The sequence below is a fragment of the Undibacterium paludis genome (assembly GCF_022568815.1).
GTDB lineage: Bacteria > Pseudomonadota > Gammaproteobacteria > Burkholderiales > Burkholderiaceae_D > Undibacterium.
This window is the reverse complement of sequence record NZ_JAKZHX010000019.1, coordinates 1-22,494: the sequence shown is the minus strand read 5'-3', so window position 1 is coordinate 22,494 and position 22,494 is coordinate 1. Positions and strand designations below refer to the sequence as shown.

Annotated in this window: 20 protein-coding genes; 16 read left to right on the top strand and 4 right to left on the bottom strand. The window is 49.7% G+C overall.

What is annotated here, in order from left to right:
* Positions 1-226: 226 nt before the first annotated feature.
* Both LZ463_RS25510 and LZ463_RS25505 read right to left on the bottom strand, forming a co-directional pair.
* Positions 227-793: an SCO family protein gene (locus LZ463_RS25510; protein WP_241459133.1), complete on the bottom strand. Its 567-nt coding sequence runs from the start codon at positions 791-793 to the stop codon at positions 227-229.
* A 226-nt stretch (positions 794-1,019) separates the two neighbouring features.
* Positions 1,020-1,787 carry a substrate-binding periplasmic protein gene (locus LZ463_RS25505; protein ID WP_241459132.1) on the bottom strand — a complete coding sequence of 256 codons (768 nt, stop codon included), beginning with the start codon at positions 1,785-1,787 and terminating at the stop codon, positions 1,020-1,022.
* Between the two features lie 804 nt (positions 1,788-2,591).
* Here LZ463_RS25505 and LZ463_RS25500 point away from each other — a divergent pair.
* From LZ463_RS25500 to LZ463_RS25485, 4 genes are all read left to right on the top strand, one after another.
* Positions 2,592-7,451 carry a hypothetical protein gene (locus LZ463_RS25500; protein WP_241459131.1) on the top strand — a complete coding sequence of 1,620 codons (4,860 nt, stop codon included), beginning with the start codon at positions 2,592-2,594 and terminating at the stop codon, positions 7,449-7,451.
* A gap of 14 nt (positions 7,452-7,465) precedes the next feature.
* Complete coding sequence (locus LZ463_RS25495; RefSeq protein WP_241459130.1) at positions 7,466-7,606, top strand: hypothetical protein; 141 nt, start codon at positions 7,466-7,468, stop codon at positions 7,604-7,606.
* Between the two features lie 247 nt (positions 7,607-7,853).
* Positions 7,854-8,846: a hypothetical protein gene (locus LZ463_RS25490; RefSeq protein WP_241459129.1), complete on the top strand. Its 993-nt coding sequence runs from the start codon at positions 7,854-7,856 to the stop codon at positions 8,844-8,846.
* Between the two features lie 65 nt (positions 8,847-8,911).
* A complete protein-coding gene (locus LZ463_RS25485) occupies positions 8,912-9,268 on the top strand; it encodes a tRNA-binding protein (protein WP_241459128.1) in 357 nt (118 codons plus the stop codon).
* Positions 9,269-9,323: 55 nt separating this feature from the next.
* Here the strand turns inward: LZ463_RS25485 and LZ463_RS25480 are convergent, their stop codons facing one another.
* Positions 9,324-10,259 (bottom strand): AraC family transcriptional regulator, encoded by a 936-nt coding sequence (locus tag LZ463_RS25480; protein ID WP_241459127.1) that lies wholly within the window; start codon positions 10,257-10,259, stop codon positions 9,324-9,326.
* 106 nt (positions 10,260-10,365) lie between these two features.
* Between LZ463_RS25480 and LZ463_RS25475 the strand changes: the two genes are divergently transcribed.
* Together LZ463_RS25475 and LZ463_RS25470 are read left to right on the top strand one after the other, a co-directional pair.
* A complete protein-coding gene (locus LZ463_RS25475) occupies positions 10,366-10,731 on the top strand; it encodes a hypothetical protein (protein WP_241459126.1) in 366 nt (121 codons plus the stop codon).
* Positions 10,732-10,855: 124 nt separating this feature from the next.
* Positions 10,856-11,020 (top strand): hypothetical protein, encoded by a 165-nt coding sequence (locus LZ463_RS25470; RefSeq protein ID WP_241459125.1) that lies wholly within the window; start codon positions 10,856-10,858, stop codon positions 11,018-11,020.
* Positions 11,021-11,414: 394 nt separating this feature from the next.
* Here LZ463_RS25470 and LZ463_RS25465 read toward each other — a convergent pair whose 3' ends face one another.
* Entirely contained in the window at positions 11,415-11,771 is a 357-nt protein-coding gene (locus LZ463_RS25465; RefSeq protein ID WP_241459124.1) for a hypothetical protein, read from the bottom strand.
* A 454-nt stretch (positions 11,772-12,225) separates the two neighbouring features.
* On the opposite strand from LZ463_RS25465, the gene LZ463_RS25460 reads away from it, so the two are divergent.
* From LZ463_RS25460 to LZ463_RS25415, 10 genes are all read left to right on the top strand, one after another.
* Positions 12,226-13,401: an FIST signal transduction protein gene (locus LZ463_RS25460; protein WP_241459123.1), complete on the top strand. Its 1,176-nt coding sequence runs from the start codon at positions 12,226-12,228 to the stop codon at positions 13,399-13,401.
* A 3-nt stretch (positions 13,402-13,404) separates the two neighbouring features.
* Positions 13,405-15,462: an EAL domain-containing protein gene (locus LZ463_RS25455; RefSeq protein ID WP_241459122.1), complete on the top strand. Its 2,058-nt coding sequence runs from the start codon at positions 13,405-13,407 to the stop codon at positions 15,460-15,462.
* Between the two features lie 929 nt (positions 15,463-16,391).
* Entirely contained in the window at positions 16,392-17,705 is a 1,314-nt protein-coding gene (locus LZ463_RS25450) for an HlyD family secretion protein (protein WP_241459121.1), read from the top strand.
* A gap of 176 nt (positions 17,706-17,881) precedes the next feature.
* A complete protein-coding gene (locus LZ463_RS25445; protein ID WP_241459120.1) occupies positions 17,882-18,067 on the top strand; it encodes a hypothetical protein in 186 nt (61 codons plus the stop codon).
* 91 nt (positions 18,068-18,158) lie between these two features.
* Positions 18,159-18,830, top strand: coding sequence for a hypothetical protein (locus tag LZ463_RS25440; protein WP_241459119.1), 672 nt, complete (start codon positions 18,159-18,161; stop codon positions 18,828-18,830).
* A 208-nt stretch (positions 18,831-19,038) separates the two neighbouring features.
* Entirely contained in the window at positions 19,039-19,449 is a 411-nt protein-coding gene (locus LZ463_RS25435) for a hypothetical protein (RefSeq protein ID WP_241459118.1), read from the top strand.
* A gap of 76 nt (positions 19,450-19,525) precedes the next feature.
* Positions 19,526-20,503, top strand: a complete 978-nt coding sequence (locus tag LZ463_RS25430) for a TraB/GumN family protein (protein WP_241459117.1) — start codon at positions 19,526-19,528, stop codon at positions 20,501-20,503.
* Between the two features lie 17 nt (positions 20,504-20,520).
* On the top strand, positions 20,521-20,934 hold the full coding sequence (locus LZ463_RS25425) for a hypothetical protein (protein ID WP_241459116.1): 414 nt from the start codon (positions 20,521-20,523) through the stop codon (positions 20,932-20,934).
* A 106-nt stretch (positions 20,935-21,040) separates the two neighbouring features.
* Positions 21,041-21,790 (top strand): hypothetical protein, encoded by a 750-nt coding sequence (locus tag LZ463_RS25420; RefSeq protein ID WP_241459115.1) that lies wholly within the window; start codon positions 21,041-21,043, stop codon positions 21,788-21,790.
* 247 nt (positions 21,791-22,037) lie between these two features.
* The gene (locus LZ463_RS25415; RefSeq protein ID WP_241459114.1) at positions 22,038-22,412 is read left to right on the top strand and encodes a hypothetical protein; all 375 of its coding nucleotides are present in this window, start codon (positions 22,038-22,040) and stop codon (positions 22,410-22,412) included.
* The last annotated feature ends 82 nt before the right edge of the window (positions 22,413-22,494 follow it).

Sequence of the window (22,494 nt, the reverse complement as noted above, 5' to 3'; positions counted from 1 at the left end):
TACTGGCGGCGGGTGCAAGCGGCGTTCATGCCTCTTCTCCTGCTGCACTGCGCCTGATATTGCTCTCGATATGCTGACACGCGCTACAGATCATCCACAAATTCCTGCCAGGCCTTGCGTACTGTCGTGTGCTGTCTTTGTTGCCCCAGCCTGGACGGCAAGGCGGCATCAGTTAATGCAATTAATGGCCTGTCAGGCGTGTTACATGCGCTGCTGATTTGCCGGGCTATTGTCTGGCGGGTAGCCCTTGTAAAAACTCTTCCAGGCTGTTGCCTGCATTGAGCATGCTACGGACGACATTGCCGTCCTTGTCCAGCAAGGTAATTTTGAAATCGTGGATAACATGGTCGTGGTAGATCCAGTAGTTGATACCCAGATTGGCTGCCAGCGATTTTGTGTCGGCTGGGTTGCCGGATAAGAAAGACCAGTTATGGCGTTGAAGTTTGCGCATTTGCCTGAAATCTTGCCAGTCCTCCGGCTTATCGGATTTGGGGTCCAGTCCCACCACAATAAAATTCGCATCGACTTGACGCTGGTCCAGGATGGTCTGGATTTGTTCCATGCGAAAAATAGTCGTTGAGCAAATTCGCTTGCATGCGCCGTAGGCCATCGCCAGCACCACCGGTTTGCCGCTAAAAGCATTGAGCGTCACTGCTTGCGACTTGTCGGTTGTCCAATGCAGTGGCAATTGATAGAGCAAGCCGCTTGCCTTGGCCATATTGCTGCCAGCCAGTATCAGCAGCAAGCCCGCACCGGCAATGAATTGTCGTCTGCGATGATGTAAGTGTTGCATGGCTGCCGCCCCTTTTGTTGCCGAGAGTTTCTATCAGTGTACATGCCTGGCGCTAATGTACCAGTGTTTTTGTGTGCCTTGCATGTGGTGACACGATTGTTAACTTGTAGACGGTTCAGGCCGTGTCGCGCGGCCGTAACATGAGTTCATGCCGTGCGCATGGAATGACGTTCCCTGGCAGGGCAATCGAGCATGGGACATGTGGGCCTGATGCATCAGGTCAAGGTCACTCAAACACAATGAATTGATTGAGCTTTTCAATGACTTCATCGGGGACGTTTTTATTACACATCAAATATCTTTTTTCACCTTCCGGCATGTCACGCACGTGGATCAGCTGTAATTCGTTCGGTGCAAATCCAGCCTGCTCGATGGAGTAGGCAGCTTCTTCTTCAGAGATGAACATGAAGTCCGCACGATTTGCCATGATCATCCTGATCATGCTGATATTCTCTGCCGTGGTCTGGACAAGAGTGGGTTTCATTTTGGAGATCAGTGCATCGATATACTGTCCATAGGAGTACTGTGACTTGACCAGGATACGGATGTCCCGGCGGTTCAGGATGTCCGTCAGCAGGTTGTTGCCCGGTGCCTTGAAATCGGTATTGGCGACCAGGATGGATGCCTGGTCGCGATAGATGGGTTTGGTGAATTTCGCAAATTTTTCGCGTTCAGGATTCTTGAACCAACCCACACCGCAATACGGGCCAAGGCTTTCCCTGATGTTCTGCAACTGACGATTGGTCGGTTCTTTTTCCCAGACATAGTCAATATGGGCATTTTTGAATGCCCTGGCAACAGGGGTGGCCGTCAGTCCGCTCACCGATCCATCTGCATTGCTGATCAGGTAAGGCGGGCGTTCATTGTAGGCTACAACGATTTTGCGGTCGGTAGAGAAGGCAGACGGCAAGCCGGCAAGCAAACAGATCAGTATGCCTGCTTTTAAAAACGGTACTCCGGTTTTCTCAATGCTCAAACTGATCTTTTTTGTCATGATGTTCGCATGCGTCGACATATCAATATAAACATTCAAAAGAAGCAACAATGACGAAGAATGACCAGGAATAACGTATTGCGAGAAGCCATCTTGCATGTGCTGCCGTATTTCGATCTGATCTGATCTGATTTGATTTGATGCCGGGGACGCCTTCCATTAAATAGGGTATCTGGTGAAATTGCAAGAAACCAGGACATCTGGCAGGTCGCGCAGCGACGATGAGCTTGTGTAATCGCACGCACCTTACATTACTACATTGCTCCTCAATGCTATGCGCAAAGCATGGTCAGACCCTTGCGATTGGAATGCCTTGTATTACGCCACTTCTCGCAGAGACAGGCGTGAGGGTATTGATGCGGATGATGACCGTGAGGAGTGGCTGGCAGTACATGCCAAGACATGTGACAAGTTTTAACCGGGGGCTAGTGGACTGTCACAGTGAAAGCGGAAGTGAAGGACATGTGCCCGGCGAATCAGGGCAAGGCAAGGTTTTGACAAATAAACACAGCGATAGCGGGGCTATCGCGCGTATTTGCAACGCCGCCATGATCGTCGAGCACATGGCAGGCACTTCGCTTTTCACTGTGACAGTCCACTAGCTACCAGAAAAAACACCGACTTTTGACCATGTGATACGACAGCAGCGCTGAAAGCGTAATGCTCAGCCTTGCTTTGGCGAGTTGATTTCAGGAAATGGCAAATTAACAAAATTTAATTTACAACAAATAGTGCATTTCAATTAAATAATTTTCCGTTTGCCTGTTATGGTCGTTAGTAATTTGTTACCAGGGAGCGTGCGAGATGATAGGCAAGACCAATGCGAATAATTACTCTGTCAGAAACTTTGAGAGAAATGAACCTGATTCCTCGCCTGCCCTGTCGTCTGAATCACTGAATAGAAATGTCTCGCGCCCAGGCAGTAACGACACGGCGCGCACGACGACCTACTCGGAGCGCAATCATTATCTGTACACGACATTGCAAAACGATTTGAAGCAATCGGCCGCGCCCAAATTGCCGCTGAACTTGCCGCAAGACTCGTTGATCACTTCCTGGGGCAATTATCTGAAAGAACAGGCCGGGGCGGATACGGCCAAGGCCAGGACAAATGAGGTAACCGCAGCGCCAAGGCGCAGTTCACAGACCTTGCGCGATTTATTCCAGCAAGAAACGAAGGGCGCAAGCAGTCACTCTCCCTCTGCTTCTGTCGCCAGTTCGTTGCATACAACGAATACAGGCAAGCAGGACTCGGGTCTTGAGCAAAAAAACAGTGTTGACAGTAAACGGTCTTCATTGACCAATTCCATGCAACAGCAATTGCTCGCGCAGCTCGAGAGCAAAGAGAAAGCTCCTGCTTCAGGCACACAGAAGACCCAGGCTGCTCCGGGGCCAGTGATTGATCCGGTGACAGGCGCAATCAACAGGGAAAACCTGGCAAAGACGGTGCGCGCCCTCATTGAGGAGTTACCGCCAGTGCCCGCCAGTCCGCTGGACCTGCGTGAAAAAAGAAGGACCAAAGTCGTTGAACAGCTTCATTCAGTACTGGCCCTGGCTACCAGCAAAAACAGTTTGCCCGAAGATGAATTGGGCTTAAAAATCCGCGAAAGTTTTTCGCAGGCCGCAAGCGATTGCAGAAAACTGGCGCGAAATCTGGCAGGCTCGTCAATCCGGCGCGCCCTGTTCAAGCCTGAACCTGAAATGGCATTGACTTATAGCTGCATGGGCGCCATGCTTACTGAGTTGAAGCGCATACACCTGACGGCAGCCGCGCCGGCGATTTTGGATAAATATGCCTCGGCTGAAACAAAAAACATGGAAAGCGTGGCGCCGACTATCGATAAAGCTTTGCCGGGTGCCAGTCTGGTGGTATCAAAAAGCATAGGCGCCAAACATTCTTTCTTCGGCCTTGGCAACATCGGCGGCAGTCTGCAAAAAACCAATATCCTGAGCATAGATGAAGATGGCGACGCCAACTACTGGGAAATGCTGGGTGGGCAAATCAAGGGTGGCTACGGCAATAAAATAAATGGCTGGGGTTACGATGCCAGCGGTAAGGTAAAAGCAGAATTTGGCACAACATTCTATGAAACGGCCACCACTGGCGAAATGGTCAAGCTGATCGCCAACATGCATGCGAATCAATTGATGAGCCAGGGTTCAGCCGGACAAAGAGCCGAAGCACTGACGAAGGTCAAAGAAACTTACAATAAAATTGCCAAATTTGTAGTCGGCAGGCGCTATGAAAGTGACGCCAGTGAACCAACTTATCTGAATGACGCCAAACTCGCCAAAGGTTACAACATGGCGAAGCTGATGCATATTGCCAGCGCAGCAGATTCGATGCAGGGAAATACAAAGATGGCTGCACTGTTTGCGGCAGCCTATCCAGGCGCGGCGCAACTGGTGAATGAGAACCGCAATGCCGGGGCGACCGACAAGTTGCGTTCACCGATCAATGCATCCATCCCTGATTCAGTCGGTTATGCCAACAATAAAACCATGCGACCAGCAATCAATAGTGTCACTGGCACGGTGTCTGCCGGGATAGGGAAAAGTCATCATGACGGCACATGGTCTGCCGCAGGTGGCAAGGCAGGCATTGACCTGACGGTCAAAAATCTGGCCATGCACATCAAGACAGCCGAGCCCGCCCATCGCCTGCTGGACCCCGCGCATCTGCATGATATGGCGCAGACGATGGAAGTGCATCAACGGATTGAGAAGCTCAACAGTCCGCGACTTCATTTATATCATACCCTGCGCGAGCTCATGGAGCAGGGAGCATCACCGACCACGAATCAGTTACCACCAGAAGCCCAGCAGTTCTATGGCAATAGTGGACAGATTCCCAAGCAGTTCAGAACGACCATCGCTAGTCATGATGTTGAGAAACTGGCTGGATTGACCTCCGCGCTGGAAGAAGTGCATACCATGTACAGCAATTACCTGGAAAACGCCAATATTGTTTTGGCCAAACCAGACCGTTTCATGCCTGCTCAATTGAGGGATGCGTTTCAGACCAGAAGAGAAAAGGCTTACGAGGCAATCAATACAGAGATATGGCAAGGTAAAAACCCGCAGGGCTTGCAGGGAGCGTTGAAAGATCCTGAGAAGTTTGTTGCCGAGAGTTATGACGGACTTTCCATGGCACTCGCTTCGGTCGGTACACACCTGAGCCTGCTCAAGAGAGAAATCGCCAGGGACGAAGCATCCAGTCCGACGACTGACCCCGTCGCCAGAGAGCAAAAAATTGCCGTGATCCGGGCGGCTGACAATGAGTACGCCAAAATACGTGAACTCATGGATTCGACCCTGCTGCCTGTCAAGCATGAGACCCTGTCGGAGCATATGCTGCTGAAAGAGCGTGCGCTCTGGCAAAGGCAGGATTATGCGGCAAATCTGACCGGGTCTGGCGGGTCCGGCCTCAATGTCACTGATATCCTGCCAGCGCAAACCGGTCAGAAAAAAGAAGATGGCGTACATAATCCCAGTTTCTCGACGCAGGTCGGAAATATGTCCATCTCTGTCGAGGCAAGAGTGCAAAATGCTTCTTCACAAATCAATTCCGGGCGGCTGGGGCAATTCATCGTTGTGACGATCAGCGCCAATGCAGGCCAGCCGATCTCGGGAATGCTGGCAGAAAAAGGACTGATGCTGGCACTGGAGAAAATGTATCCCGGCACCTCGTCCCAGGATTTACGATCGATGACAGAAGAAGCCTGCAAGCAATTGCGCGGTGTGCAAGGGGTGGTCGCCGATCAAGGCGCGGGCGCATCCATCGAACTGAAGCTGCACAGAATGCCCGATGTGGGATCAAAAACACGCTTTGAGATGCAACGCATCCGTGGTCTGGCCAATACTGATAGCGGTATGAGCGTTTCTGTCCCGTTGATCGTGAGCAAAGCAGGTGTGACTTCTTTAAGTCTGAGCAATAAGGATTCGACCACCTCGGTTGTGAATGAAATTATTGGCCCGGACCTGAGTTATCTGATGTTGCGGTTTTCTGACCTGAAGCAAATGCTGGACCTGGGCAAGAAAGATGATGCATCACTTTCAGAGATGTTCGGCGCCAACCCCCGGATAAAAAATCAGTACCTCGGCAACCCGGATTTATTTGTCAAACTGATTGACAAGCATCAGGAATACCAGTCGGTCACGAAAGCGGGATATGATATTTCCAAGACGACCATGCCCAATGAATTCTTTTGGTACTTTGAGCAGGAGCCCTATAAACGTGCGGCGACCATGGCAAATGAAGTGGCGCACTTTGCGCCCGGCACAAGCAAGGACGGCAGCGATCCTTTTGCCAGGGCGCCTGAAGATTTGCTGACACGGATACGCAGCATGCGCCTGCCCGATGGCGTCGATTGGGAAAAGGAAAAAGCAGTCATCCGTTCATTGTCATCACCAGAACAACGGCTGGCTTATTTTGAGAGCGGCAATGGCCGTCATGTATTCAATCATTTCGTCAATATCATCGATGTCACCAAGCAGGTCAATAGTGCGGCAATGATACATGCCAGCCATCGCAAGGATGGCTTCAGCATCAAGACACCCCATGCAGAAATCGCTAAAGAAGTCACTGACGCAATTACCCGTATTGATGCCAGGCGTTCGGACGATAAGAGCCTGATTAAAACAGTAAAGTCGGGTTTCGCAGACATCATGCGACCAGAAAGAAAGACCCTGCGTGAACTCAAGCCGAGCGAGCTGGAGATCATATCGAAGAATATGACCATCTCTGACCGCGTCAGAGTCGAGGCGGCAAAAGAACTGGCCAAGCGCGCTGCCCTGATGAAGGCTGCCCCGCTTGAAAAAAAGGCGGACGCTCCAGCGTCATTGAAAGCCAGTGAAGAAGTCAGCAAGACTTCTGGCCTGCAGAAAAGCTTTACCAATGGCTTGCAGCAGACGAAAACTGAAAAGAGTAGCAGCACGAGCGAAGCGGTGAAGTCTCCGTTTGATGCCAAAGGGGCAGCGGAAGCAGCCAAAAAAATAACTGCCATGCAGGGAGCCGCTTTTGGCGCTCAGGGTAACGGCGCTGGCAATCTGGTTGCGGGCAGTATCCTGCCAACACCCAGATCGCAAGGTGACGCAAGGTCTGAGAACAGGGCTGCGCAGGCAGTCGCTGAAGAACGGAATCGCATGGCACAGCTGATGCCAAAGGTCGAAAGCTGGATGAAGGCAAGAAATATAGCGATCGTACCCAATAACGGTGACGGCCTGAATTGTCTGATTATTTCATTACTACAGCATGCCACTAAAGATTATGGCTCCCAGCACACAGAAATGGCCACCAAATTGCGTGCCGCAGTGCAAAACAAGTTCCCTGAAGTTGGTAATAACATGCTGTATTCGGATGATGTGCCTTTCAAGGCGCTGGTGAACTCTATCAATAAAAAATTCAACGTCAGCATGAATGTATTGATCGCCCAACCGCATGAAAGTGGTACACCAGTCGTGTTACCGACCAACCGGACAGGGACCGATGATGTTGTCATCATTCAAAAAGGTGCACATTACGAGGCAGTCACCATGGCATCTGGTGCAAACCTGCAAAGTAAATCAGATCTTTTGAAGACTCCTGACCTACCCAGTTCAAGGTTAAGTCAATTCTCTGACAGATCGACAACAAGGAACGATCAGACACGCAAGCTTGTTTAATCGATGAGTGGCCTGTGACAGTAAAAATTGCGCAACCGTCCCAGATCGTGCAGCTTACCGTCTTGTTCAAATCGTCATGCCCGGTCGGCCTCACCCGTCTGACTGCCTGCGTGGCGGACCAGTGCGGGACTCCTGCCAACATCCGGCTGGAATGACGATTTGGGGCATTGTGCCTATGGCGATGCAGGACCGACACAAACTGTCCGGGCCAATTCAACATGCAGCGTACAGCCTTTGTTGAGGTGAATCTTATTTTTATGATAGCTTGTAAAAAAGTACAGAATTCGGTGATGTTCAGATAAAATCGCCCTCGAAGAATTTGTATGCTTGTTAAGTATGTCCGTATGCCCGTATGTAAGTCAGTCAGTTCAGCAGTCTGTTCTCACTCTTCAGCCAATTACTATGCGCCTCATTGTAAAGTTATTACTTTCTTTTTATCTCGCTTTTTCATTCGTCGCTGCTGCACAAAGTGCAGAAAGCAGCAAGCCCGGGACGTCTGTGCAGCGCGCCAGGTTTGAGTATCACAGTGCGTTTTTAATGAATCTGCACCATTTCCTGCTCGATGTCGCCATACGGAAAAAACCACTGCAAGAGCTGCCCTGGGACCATGCGCCCAGTGAGGCAGAATTGACGGTGCTGAAAGAAGCCGTTGACTTTTATCAGGCCGATTATGCGAAACGCGACGTCATGTTTGATGCAACCATGCAAGGCATCAAGCGTGGTCTGAGCGTCGATGACCAGCGCCGTGACGCGACTGGTCTGCCCATCCCCGCGCCGCTCATTGCTGTGCTGAACCGGGTTGCGCCTGTGTATGCGCGCTGTATCTGGGCGTCACAGGACAAAAGCAACCAGGACTGGATCAGCCAGACCAGGCAGCTTGATGCGAAATATGGCGCAGATATACAGGCGGGCATAGAGAAGTATATGGCCCATGCTTTCCCTGCCAGGCCGATACGTATGGACGCCGTCGTGCTGACAGGCACAAGGCAGGGCGCTTATACGGATGAGCAGATCGTCATACCCAGTGGCCGGCCAGATTACCAGAGCCTGGCGGCGCTGGAAATGCTGTATCACGAGGCATCGCATACCACGGTCACCGACGCCATCGTCACCGCCATCAATAACAGGATGAAGGCAACACATCATCAGGGCGAATCTGATCTGTGGCATGTGCTGCAATTTTTTACCGTTGGCAAAGTCACCCAGGATGTGCTCAAGCAGAGCGGCAATCTGGAATACCAGCCTTACGCGCTGAAGAATGGCCTGTACCAGAAGGCCTGGCCGGAATACCTGGGCGTGATTGATCAGGTCTGGATTCCGTATATGGATGGCGAACTGAATTTCCGCCAGGCGATTGAACAGGCAGTTGACCAGATGCCTGTTGAGAAAAAATAAGCAGTACTGCTGTGCCAACCCTTGCATCGTTATCGATGCAAGGTCATACCTTGCAAAGAAGAGTAATGAGTACGGTCACCTGGAGTGATTTTCCACAAGTAGAACCAGGTGTCGGCACCATCATTGAAGCCGAGGATTTCCCCGAGGCCAGAAATCCGGCTTATAAACTGAAAGTGGATTTTGGTGCAGAGATCGGTATCAAAAAGTCCAGCGCCCAGATTACAGACCTCTATACCAAAGAAAGCCTGATCGGGAAACAGGTTGTTGCCGTCGTTAATTTTCCGCCGAAACAGATCGGCCCCATCATGTCAGAATGCCTGGTCACTGGCTTTCACCGTGAAGACGGCGCTGTCGTTCTAGCGATGCCGGATGCGGAGGTTCACAATGGTGCTCGTCTGGCTAAAGGGCGCAGGTTCGATTAGCTTGCGTAGCCGCAAGCATCAGGTAATCAGAAATGAGCCCAGGCCCAAGATCGGTCTATTGGAAAAGCGCTCTGTATTCCCGTGGCGAGCATTGCATTACGCGTTTGAAAGCGGTGCTGAACGAGCTTTCAGACTTATAGCCTAGTGATGGCGCGATGACGGCAATTGTGTCGTGGGAATTTAAAAGCCTGTCACCTGCAAGTAGCATACGCCACCGTGTCAGGTAGTTCATCGGCGATTCGCCCACCAGGTTTTTGAATTTCATTGCAAATGTGGATCTGGACATGTACGAACGGCTAGCCAGGCTCTGTATAGTCCACCTATGCGCTGGGTTTTCATGCATGGCGCAAATGGCGGTGCCCACTTGCTTATCCGCCAATGCGTAAATCCAGCCAACGCCAACGTCTGTGCTTCCTGTTGCATTTGTAACTTCGGCTCTTTCAAACAGAAAAAGTCTTAGCGCCTGGACGAGCATGAGAGATGAAAGGTATTGAGCGATTAAAGTGCCTCCAGGTTGTGGTTCTCGCAGTTCTTGCATGATTTGTTCCAGTGAACGGCGAAGGACGTTTTTATCTGACTCTTTGCGGATGTGTATGATGGTTGGTAAAATGCCGAGCAGTATGCTTGCGTGCCTGCCAGAAAATTCAAAGAAGCCTCCCAGTCCATAACAGTTCCCGCCACCTTTGTAAGTAACAAGCCCGCCTTCTTTTACCTCAGAAAATATTATCTTCGCATCGACAGTTGGCAGTGTCGGGTCGCTACTAAGAGTTACTCCATGCCCACTGGGGAGTAAAACACAATCGCCTTCTTTGAAGTGTACGGCTTCAGGACTGTTACCCAAAGTGAGCCAGAATTGGCCGGAAAGCAAGGCATAGCAACGTATTCCCTGTCGCGGCTCGAAATAGATAGACCAGTCACCGCCTGCGTCCAGCCCGTGAAACATATAGTTGCGGGGTTTGAGAAGTGCCAGGGCATCGGAAAGTGGATCCATTGCATCTTTGGACGATCGAAAAGATAAGATGGACTATAGAGTATAGATCGTCCTGGCGCAAGTGCGTATGATCAGCACATTGACGATCTATTTGGAGGACTGAAATATGAATACCCGCCCTGCTTGTCTAGTTAGTTACTTTGCAGCCTGGAATTCTCACAGCATTGGCGAGATCCAGCAAAATGTCAGCGATGCATTTGGCACCAATACCCGGTATTTTGATCCACACCGCGTTGCCATAGGTGTTGAAGAGTTTTCTGCTTGCCTTGCGGAGTTTCGTGCTCAACGCCCTGATGCAGAGATAGTGTGGACTTCAGGAGTTGACTCACACCACAATTTGCATCGTTACAGCTGGGAAGTTTGCATAGCAAACCGGGCCATCGTTGCGGGCTATGACGTCGTTGAAGTCGATGAGGCCGGGAAAATCGTGACCGTATTTAGTTTTTTTGGATCACTTCCTGACATTGGCTGAGCATAAAAATGCATGAAAAAAGGGAGCGATCATAGAACCGCCGGCGCTGGAGTCTCCCTTGAATTCCCTGCAGTCCACAGAGGGCAGCGTCCATACCATTTGTTGACGATTTTACTGCGCCTGCGTGATCGGGGCTCATGCGCTGCAACTGGCCTATGGCGAAGGCCGTGGCACCAGCAGCAGCGGTGAGGATGTGATCACCGCCGGTACCAACGGTTACCGCGTATATTTTGCAAGGGCGGGAATGACACTATTGACCTGTCGCTCTATGGTCAGGGCGCCTAACTGAACCTGGGGTCGACGATCACCGGCGCGCCGCATCTGGTCGGGGGGGCGTGAATTGCGCCGATGGTCTCAACACCATTGTCAACATAGGCGACCTGGTCAGCATGCGCTGGCTGTTTGGAGAGTATGAAAAGGCCATCGGCTCGGCAAAAGGCGATCTCTTGCTTGGTAACCTGCTGTCAAATAACATAAAGGGAGGTAAGCTTGATCACCAATTTCTACAACAACGTCTTGCATCGTACGCCGGACAAGGCCGGTTTTGATTACTAGGCCAACGGCATCAACAGCGGCGCGATTACCGCTGCCGGTGCGCTCGCCAGCTTCTGTGAGAGCACAGAAAACCAGGCCATGGTGATCGGCACTATACGGAACGGCATCGAGTACACAGGCTGGCTCGGTTAGCATATCAAGCAGTACACAGCGGCGGGCAGGGCGACAAAGCCTGCCAGCCGTATCCCCAGCCGTGCCTGCGAACTGGCCGCCTGCCTCGTCCTGTACTGCAACACCAGGCTGGTCACCACGCCGGACACCAGGCCCATGATTGCCATGGCAATCGGGACGATGACGAAGGCAAGGCCGATACTGGCATTGTTGTGCGGATCGTTGCTCTCACGCATTATCTGGACAACAATTAGCGTGAGCGGCACGCCTGTCACCACGCTTGCCTTTGCCAGCGCCCGGTGGTCGCTCATGGATGTCGTGATGATGAAAGGAGTGGCATAGAATGCCAGGCAGACAAAAATATAGATGTACATGCGGATGCTGTTATTGAATTCATCAATGGATGTGCAGCATGCCGGATGTTGATGAAGGGATTATGCAGTGAGTGTGAAGAGTTGGGGAAAATCTGTTGCCCCTGCATTCTTTCGAGTGACTGGCCGGTACGGTGTTGACTTCACCTGGATACAGCGGTAGTTTCAGCCTCTATGGCGCCTCGTCAACAGCAGTCGCATACACCTTTGTTGACATTCCCTGCTTCGAAAAAATAACGCTTATTAATTTATATATCTTATAATCAATTTCTGTAAGGTAAGGAAAAAGCACCGTTATTGTTATTGCATTTATTATATCGATTGCATTGAATAAAGTAAGTCGACGATATTTTCTGACGATGTGACATTCCCTTCGCACTGAACATGCCGGGCTTTTGATCTGTGAAGCTGGCTAACCAAAAAACAACAAGAAAATAACGCAGCGAGAGAGGCAATCATGCAGGTATCTCAAAGTATTTTCCTTGATGGGCAGTCGCCTCATTTTCCACTTTCTTCCCAGCCCCAACAGACCCAACAGCCCAGGGCTGGCCGGCTGGTCCTGTTTTTTGGCAGTTCTTCGCTGTTATCCAATCCGGCAAATTTCCATGCGGTGCGCCAGGCCTTCCCGGATGCCGTTATTGCCGGCTGCTCTACAGCGGGCGAGATCCATGGTACGACCGTCAGTGATGACACCATGGTTGTGACGGTTATCGATTTTGAACAGACGCCCGTCCATTTTGCCAGGGTGAGTATTCTTGAGGCGGCCCAGAGCTTCAGCTCGGGCCAGGCCCTGATTGAATCCCTGCCGGCAAAAGACCTGGCGCATGTACTGGTATTTTCCGATGGCCTCAAAGTCAATGGAACCGAACTGACACGCGGGCTCAAGGCGCAATTGCCTGCGCATGTGGAAGTCACCGGTGGCCTGTCGGCAGACGGCGCCGATTTCAAGAAAACCCTGGTATGCGCCAATGATGTGCCGGCAGAAGGGCAGATTGTGGCAATCGGCCTGTATGGGCCACATATCGAAGTCAGTTACGGTTCACTGGGGGGCTGGGATTCATTTGGCCCCGACCGGCAAATTACACGCTCCGCCGGCAATGTCCTGTATGACCTCGACGGCAAGCCCGCGCTGGAACTGTACAAGAACTACCTGGGTGAACATGCTGCGGGTTTGCCGGCTACCGCACTGCTGTTCCCCCTGTCTTTACGCAATGCCTGGCAACAGGGGGCAGAGCCAGGTGCAAATGGCGGCGTGGTGCGTACCATACTTGGTGTCAACGAAGCGGATCAAAGCATGACTTTTGCCGGCGACATGCCAGAGGGAGCCTATGCGCGCCTGATGAAAGCCAATTTTGAACGCCTGATCGACGGTGCATGCGGGGCCGCAAAAATCTGTGTGCACCCCATGCAAAATGAAGCAGCAGAACTGGCTTTGCTGATCAGCTGTGTGGGCCGAAAGCTGGTTCTCAAACAAAGAGTGGAAGAAGAAGTCGAAGCCGTCCGTGAAGTGCTGGGGCAAGGCACCATGCTCGCCGGTTTTTACTCGTATGGAGAAATTTCGCCGCATATGCCTGGTGGCCCCTGCGAGCTGCATAACCAGACCATGACCATCACGACCTTCCGAGAGGCCTGACCCATGCATAGCCTGCTCAGACGTCAAATCAGCCGCCTGTTTGGCGATGCGAAAGCATTGCCAAAAGAGCTGGATAAACTCTTCCAGGCCATTGACGCCACGTATCAGCAGGCCGACATCGACAGGGCCATGACGGAGCGTTCTCTCGACATCGCTTCGCAAGAAATGTTGCAGCAAAACCGTGCCCTTGCTGAAGAATTGAAGATACGCAAAAGTGCAGAGTCGCAGCTCTTGTACCTGACCAATTATGATGAACTGACTGGTCTGGTCAATCGCAACCTGCTGAATGATCGCCTCAAGCATGCACTGGTCACGGCCAACAGGCACCAGCACAAAGTGGTGGTGGTGATCCTGGGGCTTGATCATTTTAAGGTGATCAACGACAGTCTTGGCCCCGGCATAGGCAATGAATTACTCAAAATCATTACCGAGCGCCTGACTGTCTGCGTACGCGGCAGCGACACGGTGGCTCGCCTGGGAGGGGATGAGTTTGCCCTGGTCCTGGTAGAGCAGGGTGAAGAGAGTGCCCGCACTGATAACCAGCACAGGGACAACGATGCCGATCCTGTCCAGCCGCGTCTGACTGAAATCCTGCAACGCATCATGGTTGCGGTGTCCAGGATAGTGCTGCTGGCCGGACAGGAGTTGCAAATCACCTGCAGTATCGGCGTCAGCCAGTATCCGCAAGATGGCGATCAGCCCGATGTATTGCTGATGAATGCCAATGCCGCATTGAGTAGCGCCAAACAACTGGGGCGAAACAACTATCAATTTTACACGGCAGACCTGAGCACCAGGCTCAATGAAAAACTGACCATGCAAGGGAGATTGAGACTGGCGCTGGAGCGTGACGAATTCATCCTGCATTACCAGCCCCAGGTTGATCTGCGCACCGGCCATATCATCGGCATGGAGGCACTGATACGCTGGAACCAGCCCGACCTTGGCATGGTCGCTCCGGGGCAATTTATCGGCCTGGCAGAAGAAACCGGATTGATCCTGCCCATAGGCGCATGGGTCATACGTAGCGCTTGCGCCCAATGCAAAAACTGGCAGGATCAGGGACTGGGCAAGTTCCGTATTGCCATCAATCTGTCGGTGCGCCAGTTCGGGCAATCCAACCTGGTGAGCTTTGTCAGGGATGTCTTGCAGGAAACGGGGCTGGAACCCCAGTACCTTGAAATTGAACTGACCGAAAGCCTGGTCATGACCGATGTCGAGCGTTCCATCGACATCCTGCGCGGCCTGAAGGCGCTGGGCGTGCAACTGTCGATTGATGACTTCGGTACCGGCTACTCCAGCCTGTCTTACCTGAAACGCTTCCCCATTGACGTGCTCAAGATAGATCAAACCTTTGTGCGCGACATACATAAATCTGACGGCGCAGCCATCGTCAATGCCATCATTTCCATGGCACACAGCCTGGGCATGCATGTGATTGCAGAAGGCGTGGAGACGGAAGCACAATGTGATTTTTTGCGCGCCAATCTGTGTGACGAGATACAGGGTTTTCTGTTCTCAAAGGGCTTACCAGGCAATGAAGTAGAGTTATTGCTACGTGAAAATCGTCGCCTTCCCGACAGGTTTCTGCACTTTGCAGAACACGACCGTACCTTGCTGCTGCTTGATGATGACGAGAATATCCTGGCCGCATTGAAGCGCGTCTTACGTCATGAAAACTGCATTGTCCTGACCGCCAGCAGCGCCAGGGCCGCGCTGGAACTGCTGGCCTCGTACCAGGTCGACGTTATCATCTCGGATCAGCAAATGCCGGAAATGACCGGTGTCGAATTCTTTAACATCGTCAGGCAACGATATCCCGAGACGATCCGTATCGTTCTCTCCGGCTATGCCGACCAGCAATCGATCATCGACGGCATCAACGAAGGGATCATCTATCAGTTCATGATGAAACCCTGGAATGACACAAGTCTTCGTTGCTACATCGAAGACGCTTTCAAACAAAAAGAACTGGTCGATGAAAACCGACGCCTCAAGTCTGAATTACATGAAAAAAATCTCCAGCTTTTCAGTCATCATCGTCAGGTGGTGAAGCATTAGCCACTTTGACCCATATCTGATGATTGAATTTCTGGATGAGCATCCGTCATGCAGAGATAATCTCGACATGCGCGTCTATGGGAAATTCCCACGATGATCAAGAAGGTAAGGCGTTCGTTGTACGATTGAACGAAACTCACTCAACAGAGCAGATGTCACCTGGACGGCAGGCTGAGCGAATATCAACGTCTTTACCTCATTGGGCCGCACGCCAATAAAAATTTGCAAGCAGAGACAGACGACAATAAGATTGCGGTGAGTCTTTTTTTGGGGCCGCGTGGCATGCATTGCACGAGCACATCAGTTAGGTTTGACTGATTGTTTCGCCAGGGATGGGGCAGAGATCAATTATTCTGAATGATAATTGTTAGGGGGTATTCCGGCTGATCGGGCGCTCATTGGAAATGCCCGCGCAAGCATTTACTGGCAAATCGATTGCCCGCAAGTTGATAGGGCTTACGCAAAATCGCCTAAAAGCTTGCAGCTTGCCGTAATTCCGACTTGTCATACCCGCGCAGGCGGGTATCCATGCCTGATCAGCCGCACCAGTTTTACAGTCTGCGCGGTCGATCAACACAGGATTCCAGCTAAAAGCACGCGGGAATGACAGCGTTGGGATGATCGTGCTTATTGAGGTGCAGGTTTGGCCGACGCAAAAAAGCTTGGGGCAATTTTGCGTAAGTCCTATTGTAGAAAAAAGAATTGCCATAAGAAAACATTTATTTGCACGCGATTGTATCAATGAATTATTGAGGAATGTTATTGGTTGCAAAATATATATATATTTAACTCTATTTTGCAATTCAATGTATCTTTCGGTTATGATTTTTCAAATAAAGAGAATCATTTTTTTAAAAATATTGCTGTAAATAAATGAAGATGCCAGGTAAAGAAGTAAAGTTGCTTGCAGTTAAAGGTTTTCGATGAGCGTGTCCAATCCCTTATTCCGCCCCGAAGTCACCTCAGCTTTAAGCAGTCAGTGGATGGGAGCAATACGTCTGGCCCAACCAATATCCGCAAGCTTGATCGCGATCATTGCAGTATTGATTGCCGTAGCGCTGGTTGTGTACATCACATTCGGCAGCATCACCAAAAAAGCCCGCGTCACCGGCATCACCGTTCCTGCAGGCGGCCAACTGAGCGTGGCGGCACCGAATGCTGGTATCTTGCTGACAACCCACATCAAAGAAGGCGAACAGGTCAAAGCCGGGCAAGTCCTGTTTACCATCAGCACAGAACGTCAGAACAGCCAGGGTGAAATCACCGCCCTGGTCGCCCAGCAACTCGCCACCCGCGCCGACAGCATGGCCGCAGAACAACGATTGCGGCAGAATCAGTATCAAGAGAAAAAGCAGGCATTGCAGCAAAGGCTGGCTAACCTGACACAAGAGCAGACCCAGCTAGAACAGGAACTGCTGCTGGCCCAGCGCCGCCAGCAACTGGCCCAGCAAAGCCTCAGCAAGTACGAAACCCTGCAAACCAATGGCTATGTTTCTGCCGCCCAGACCCAGCAAAAGCAGGAAGACCTGCTCGACATCAGCACCCGCCTGAGCACTTTGCAGCGTAGCAAAACCCAGTTGCAGGCCAGCCAGATCGCCCTGCAATCAGAACTTGATACCTTGTCCAACAGTTTGGCGACAGACCTTACCCAGATAGAACGAGCCAAAGCCAGCCTCAAGCAGGAAGCAGCAGAAAACGCCAACCGCCAGGCAGTACAAATCACCGCCGCCCAGGCCGGTACGGTCGCCGCCCTGACCAACCAGCCAGGGCAAGCCGTTAATGCAGGACAAGTACTTGCCAGCCTGCTACCTGCGGGTACAGAAGCAGGCAATGCAGAGTCAGGTGCGCTGGAGGCGCATCTATACGCCCCCAGCCGCACGGCAGGCTTCATTACACCAGGGCAGGAAGTATTGATCCGTTATGCTGCCTTCCCTTACCAGAAGTTCGGTCTGCACAAGGCAACAGTGATAGATGTCAGCCGCACCCCGTTTGCCCCGACAGAATTGCCACAGAACCTGGCAACTACAATCCTGAGCAATGCCCAGCAAGCCATTAACGGTTTCAACAGCAATGAAGCGCTGTACCGCATCAAGGTCCGGCTGAATTCACAAAGCATCAATGCCTATGGACAGGCACAAGCACTCAAGCCAGGCATGACGCTGGAAGCCGATGTGATGCAAGACAGGCGCAGGATTTGGGAATGGGTGCTGGAACCGGTGCTGGCGATGGCCCAACGTGCGTAGACTGGCAGCAAGAAAAAAGTGTGGGAAAAGAATTTCAGGATTCGATGCTGAGCCGTTGGGAAAACCCGACAGACTCAGCCCGAAAAACCGCTCAAGGTGTTCGAGACCTGGGGCGGAGCAGTAAAACCATGCCATGAGGTATGGTTCAACTTAACCATGTTTAGGAATATCACAAAATGCGTTTGATGACAAATGAAGAATTGATGGCGGTAGCTGGTGGCGACGCGGCTGAAACTCGTTCTGGAAACGTGAATAGCTGGGGTGAAGAATATCCAAGCCAAGAAGGTCGTTTTGAAATTTTGATTGGTGGTTGTGGCGGATCAACTGATTGCATGGAAGCAATGTACGATCTGACGCATTAATCAAAACTTCAACCTACGGGCCGTTCGATTGACAGGCCTGTAGGTATTTTCGACAAACTGAGTGTTTTTCTTTCTTTGATGTAGACCTCCGATGAACGTAGTCACACAAATAGCTCGCCATAGTATTTTTTTGATGATGCTTTTTCTTTCAAGCTCAGCTTCAGGAGCAGAATTTGCACCTGTCAAAAGATTTGAAATAAGCGGCGTCATTTCAAACATGGATGTTGAACGCTTCGATAAATTTATCAAAGAAAATCCAGATATCCGCGAAATCTTACTTTCAGACTCGCCTGGTGGATACGATGACAGATCAAGTACCGTCTTCGAATTCAAAAAACGCATTGATGATTTGAAGCTGAAAACTTTTGCACGCGGACTATGCGCTTCCACATGTGCGTATATTTTTTTATTGGGGTATGAACGCACGCTACTGGCGAATCCGGCTGGAAAAAAGACCATGCTGCTATTACACCCTGTGCGCTGGATTGGCAAAGACGATAAAGAGGGTACAGGTCAAATCCAGGTTCAATATACAGACAAACTAAACAAAGCAGTCTCTGAGCGTAGCAACGGAAAAATCACTACTGAATTGCTCGACAAAATGTATTCGACAGATGATGCCAGTGGTGGGATTTTTATTTTAAGAGAAGCAAATTCTGAGAACAAACATATTCTTTTCTCTTCCAGTATAAAAAAGAGAATGAGGGCTGTACCTATTAGTGATCTCACACCTCCAGATTTAGGTATCCGTATTGACGAATAGGAATAAGTTTGACTGAGCTGAGGTCAACAGCAAACATGCGTGGCGCGACAACAAAAGCATAAAATTTCAAGATTCGATGCTGAGCTGTCGGGAAAATCCAACAGCTCAGCCCGAAAAACCGTTCAAGGTGGACTAGACCTAGAACGGTAGCAGTAAAACCATACCATGGAGTATGGTTCAACCCAACCAAATATAGGAGTAACACAAAATGCGTTTGATGACAAATGAAGAATTGATGGCGGTAGCTGGTGGCGAATCCAATTCAGACCCAGTCACAGGAGTGGGGGCAATACAATTTGATGCAAGTGCAACCCGTGAAGCTGGTCAAAATTCTTGGGGCGAATCTACATCAGGGGGAGCCACATTTTATGCGATTGCTTTGGCAAGTGCCGCCTCAGATGCTGCAGCATACAACAGGTGCATGGCAGAAAATTCAAAACCAACGACGAGTAACCAAGTAGCATCTGGTATTACAGCGACTGGCGCCGGATTAGCGGCTCTTCCGTTTGGTGGACCAGTTGCTGCGGGTGTGGTAATAACAGCCGTATACAACGGAATGAATATTGCATCTGTACAAAGTAACCAAGCAGGTTGCGATAGTACCGACTTTCGCCCTTGATTTATTGAAATAAAGAAACTGGACGTGACTTAAAATCACGTCCAAGAAACATCATTAACCACTCAATGAGCCTGGAATGAAACGTATGAATTTTGATATGAAGTTACTTTTTTTCTTTTTTCTTCAACTGTTTTCCGTAACGTTGCCGTCGTATGCTTCAGAAGAGAGAAAACCTACTCAAGTACAAACGTCTTATATCAAGGTCTCGGGTCACGGCAGCAATTTTAGCGTCGCGCCGTCAATGCACAGTTCATTACACATTCTTTTTCCGCACTATTATGCGTTCGCGATCAAGGAGCAGATAAGCAAGGCAAAAGGTTTGTGCCTTGAAGTTGATGCTGTTGCTGGAAAAGAAGATATGTTATCTGGCAAATATGCACAGAAAATGCTTGTTAATGATGACTATAACATCCAACGTTATCTAGATAATGGGGAAAAGTTGCAAATATTAGCCAGTAACGCAAAGATTCCATCGCAATTACTCCCTCAATATATTGCACATGCGACCCCATTTAATTTGCAACAAGCAGCATTGATAGGTGCCTTAACGGATTCGAGTAACAAAAATAATAAATTTCCCTCATTGGATATTCAATTTGAAGAATTTGCAAAAATAGTCAAAGTTCCAATTCATTACTTGGAAAGCTCAAGCGAGGGGGCAGAACAAATTATCAGTACATTCTCTGACATAAAAGGATGGCAAACTTCATTGCTAACGCTGGCAGATTTTCTTGAATGTGAAGAGTGCAAGAAGAAACACATTCAACGTGGCTTGGATATGGAGGAAGCAATTTTTCTTCATGGAGACTTCAAGCAGGCGAAAATTGACTATGACGAACTCGAAAAACTTACCGGAGCTGATAAGCCTGCGGGCGTGGCGATTGGAGATAAAAGAACTGTCTATTTATTAGAAAAAATCCTGGCTCGCGCAAATTCAAATGAGTGTAATGTTTTTGCGATAGGTGCAGCCCATTTTTGGGGTGAGCATTCTTTGCAGGAAGAATTTAAAAAGCGCGGCTACGCTGTTGAAATTATTAGTGTTGTGCGTGAATAAAATCATATATAAATCTAATGAACTCAACAAAAGTAAATAATCTCAGTGGTGAAACATGGGCGCTCTTTGCACTCCTTATCTCCTACATCTCAGTTTTGTTCTGCTATGTTACTTATGCCTTTCACGCAAAGGCATCGCTTATTTATTTTTGGCTACCGGCCTTCGCGCTCTTCGTCTTTCTCAGTTTTACAGGTGTTGATGAATACAAAAAACTGAATGACAGGGCAATTGTGAGAAAACGAACATCGCTAACCAGAGGTCTGTTTTGTCTTGTGATGTTCATCATTGTACTGGCGATGAAAAACTGGAAATGGGCTTGGGTGGATATGGTAGATGCATGTACGCTTGGTCTGATAGGTAGCTGCATCAAAGACTGCATCATCGATATAACGTCAATGCGTCAATTTTTCAGTGCACGTGGCCAGCAGTGAAGATACAGTCGTCACCTCCTGCTTTACGGTACCATAAACTTCCGTTTGGAAGAGCAGAGTAAGGGTGAAGCAAAAATCGCCCTTTTTATCAAACTGAAAAAACTGAATGTACATCATACTTGCCGTCATTTTAGCGTTCTTTACCTCTGCTTCTTATGGACAAACTTGTGAATCAAAACTGTTCATATCTGCCCGTACATCTGCATGGCTTGGTTGCATTTCTCAGGAAGCAGTCAAAAATTTCAAAGAGAAAATGAGTCCTTCCGTTGACACGCTCATCATTCAATCAGAAGGTGGGGATGTCAGTGCGGGCATTGCTCTTGCCAAAGAAGTCCACTCCAGAAATCTGACTGTTATCGTACGCGGGTATTGCAATTCCTCGTGCGCGAATTATGTTTTGCCAGCCGCGAAGACCGTGTTTGTCGAACCTGATTCAGTCACTCTGTTCCATGGCGATGCAAAAATTACGCTGAACAGACTGGCAAAGCTGGACTGGGTAGACCCGATGTTATTGCTCAAACTCGCTAGCCTTTCAGAAACCGAGGATGAATTGAATGTTCTTATCCCAAAAGCTGAGAGGGTTCAATTAGCGCAAAGAGTTGCATTGGCAGAAAAAGGCACATTGGTTGCTGGTCGGATTCAAACCGCAAAGTACGAATGCCATGGCATTGGGTTACCCTTTTGGGTGCCCGCAACATCAGTGCTGATCGCGTTGAAAATTGTAGAAAGCAATACAAAAAAATATTCAGAATTTTCAAAGGAAGTACCATTTCGCGTAATGAATTTTGGCACCGATGTGACTTCATCGTTAGAAAATCCGCTAGATCATTGTGTGATTGTCGAAAAATCAAAGTAATCAATATCAGCTTTTAAATAGCCAATTTAAAAGCTTGTCAGGAGCACGGGATTGAATGTACAAAAAAATTCTGATAGCAACCCATTTGGAAACCCAGATAAATATAGCCACTTGCGCAGAATATGAAGCCCGGTCTGCAAACCGAATCTCACAAACATAGGGCTATCGCACTACCTAAGTTCTTGTAACCACATATAGAAATATTCAAATGAACACAACAAACAAAAGCAATCTGGACAGTAAAAGCATGGCGCTTTATGCACTCATCATTTGTAATATGGTGGGTCTTTGCATTTACGTTGTAAACGGCATTCGTTATGAGGCGCCACTTTGGGGTTTCTGGCTACCGGCGCTCGCGTTTTCCGCCTTGTACGGCTATATCAGTGCTGATGAGTATAAAAAAATGGATGCACATGCCTTGACTACTGGGCAGAACTCTTTGAAGTCGGGCATATTTTTTCTCGTGCTCGTGACAGGCATACTGGCGACCAAAAACTGGAAGACATCTGCACTGGATTTTTCGGATGCATTTATCTGGTCTATTTTGCTGAGTAATACAAAGGACCATATTGTGCATGTGCTGGCAATACGTAAATTTGCAAGCGTGGCAGAACAGCGATGAATCCGCAAGTCAGGTTTCCGGGCTGTATTTCGGTTCCGCTCATAGTTGTTGTTTCATCTTGTTGAACGTCATCCCCAAAGTC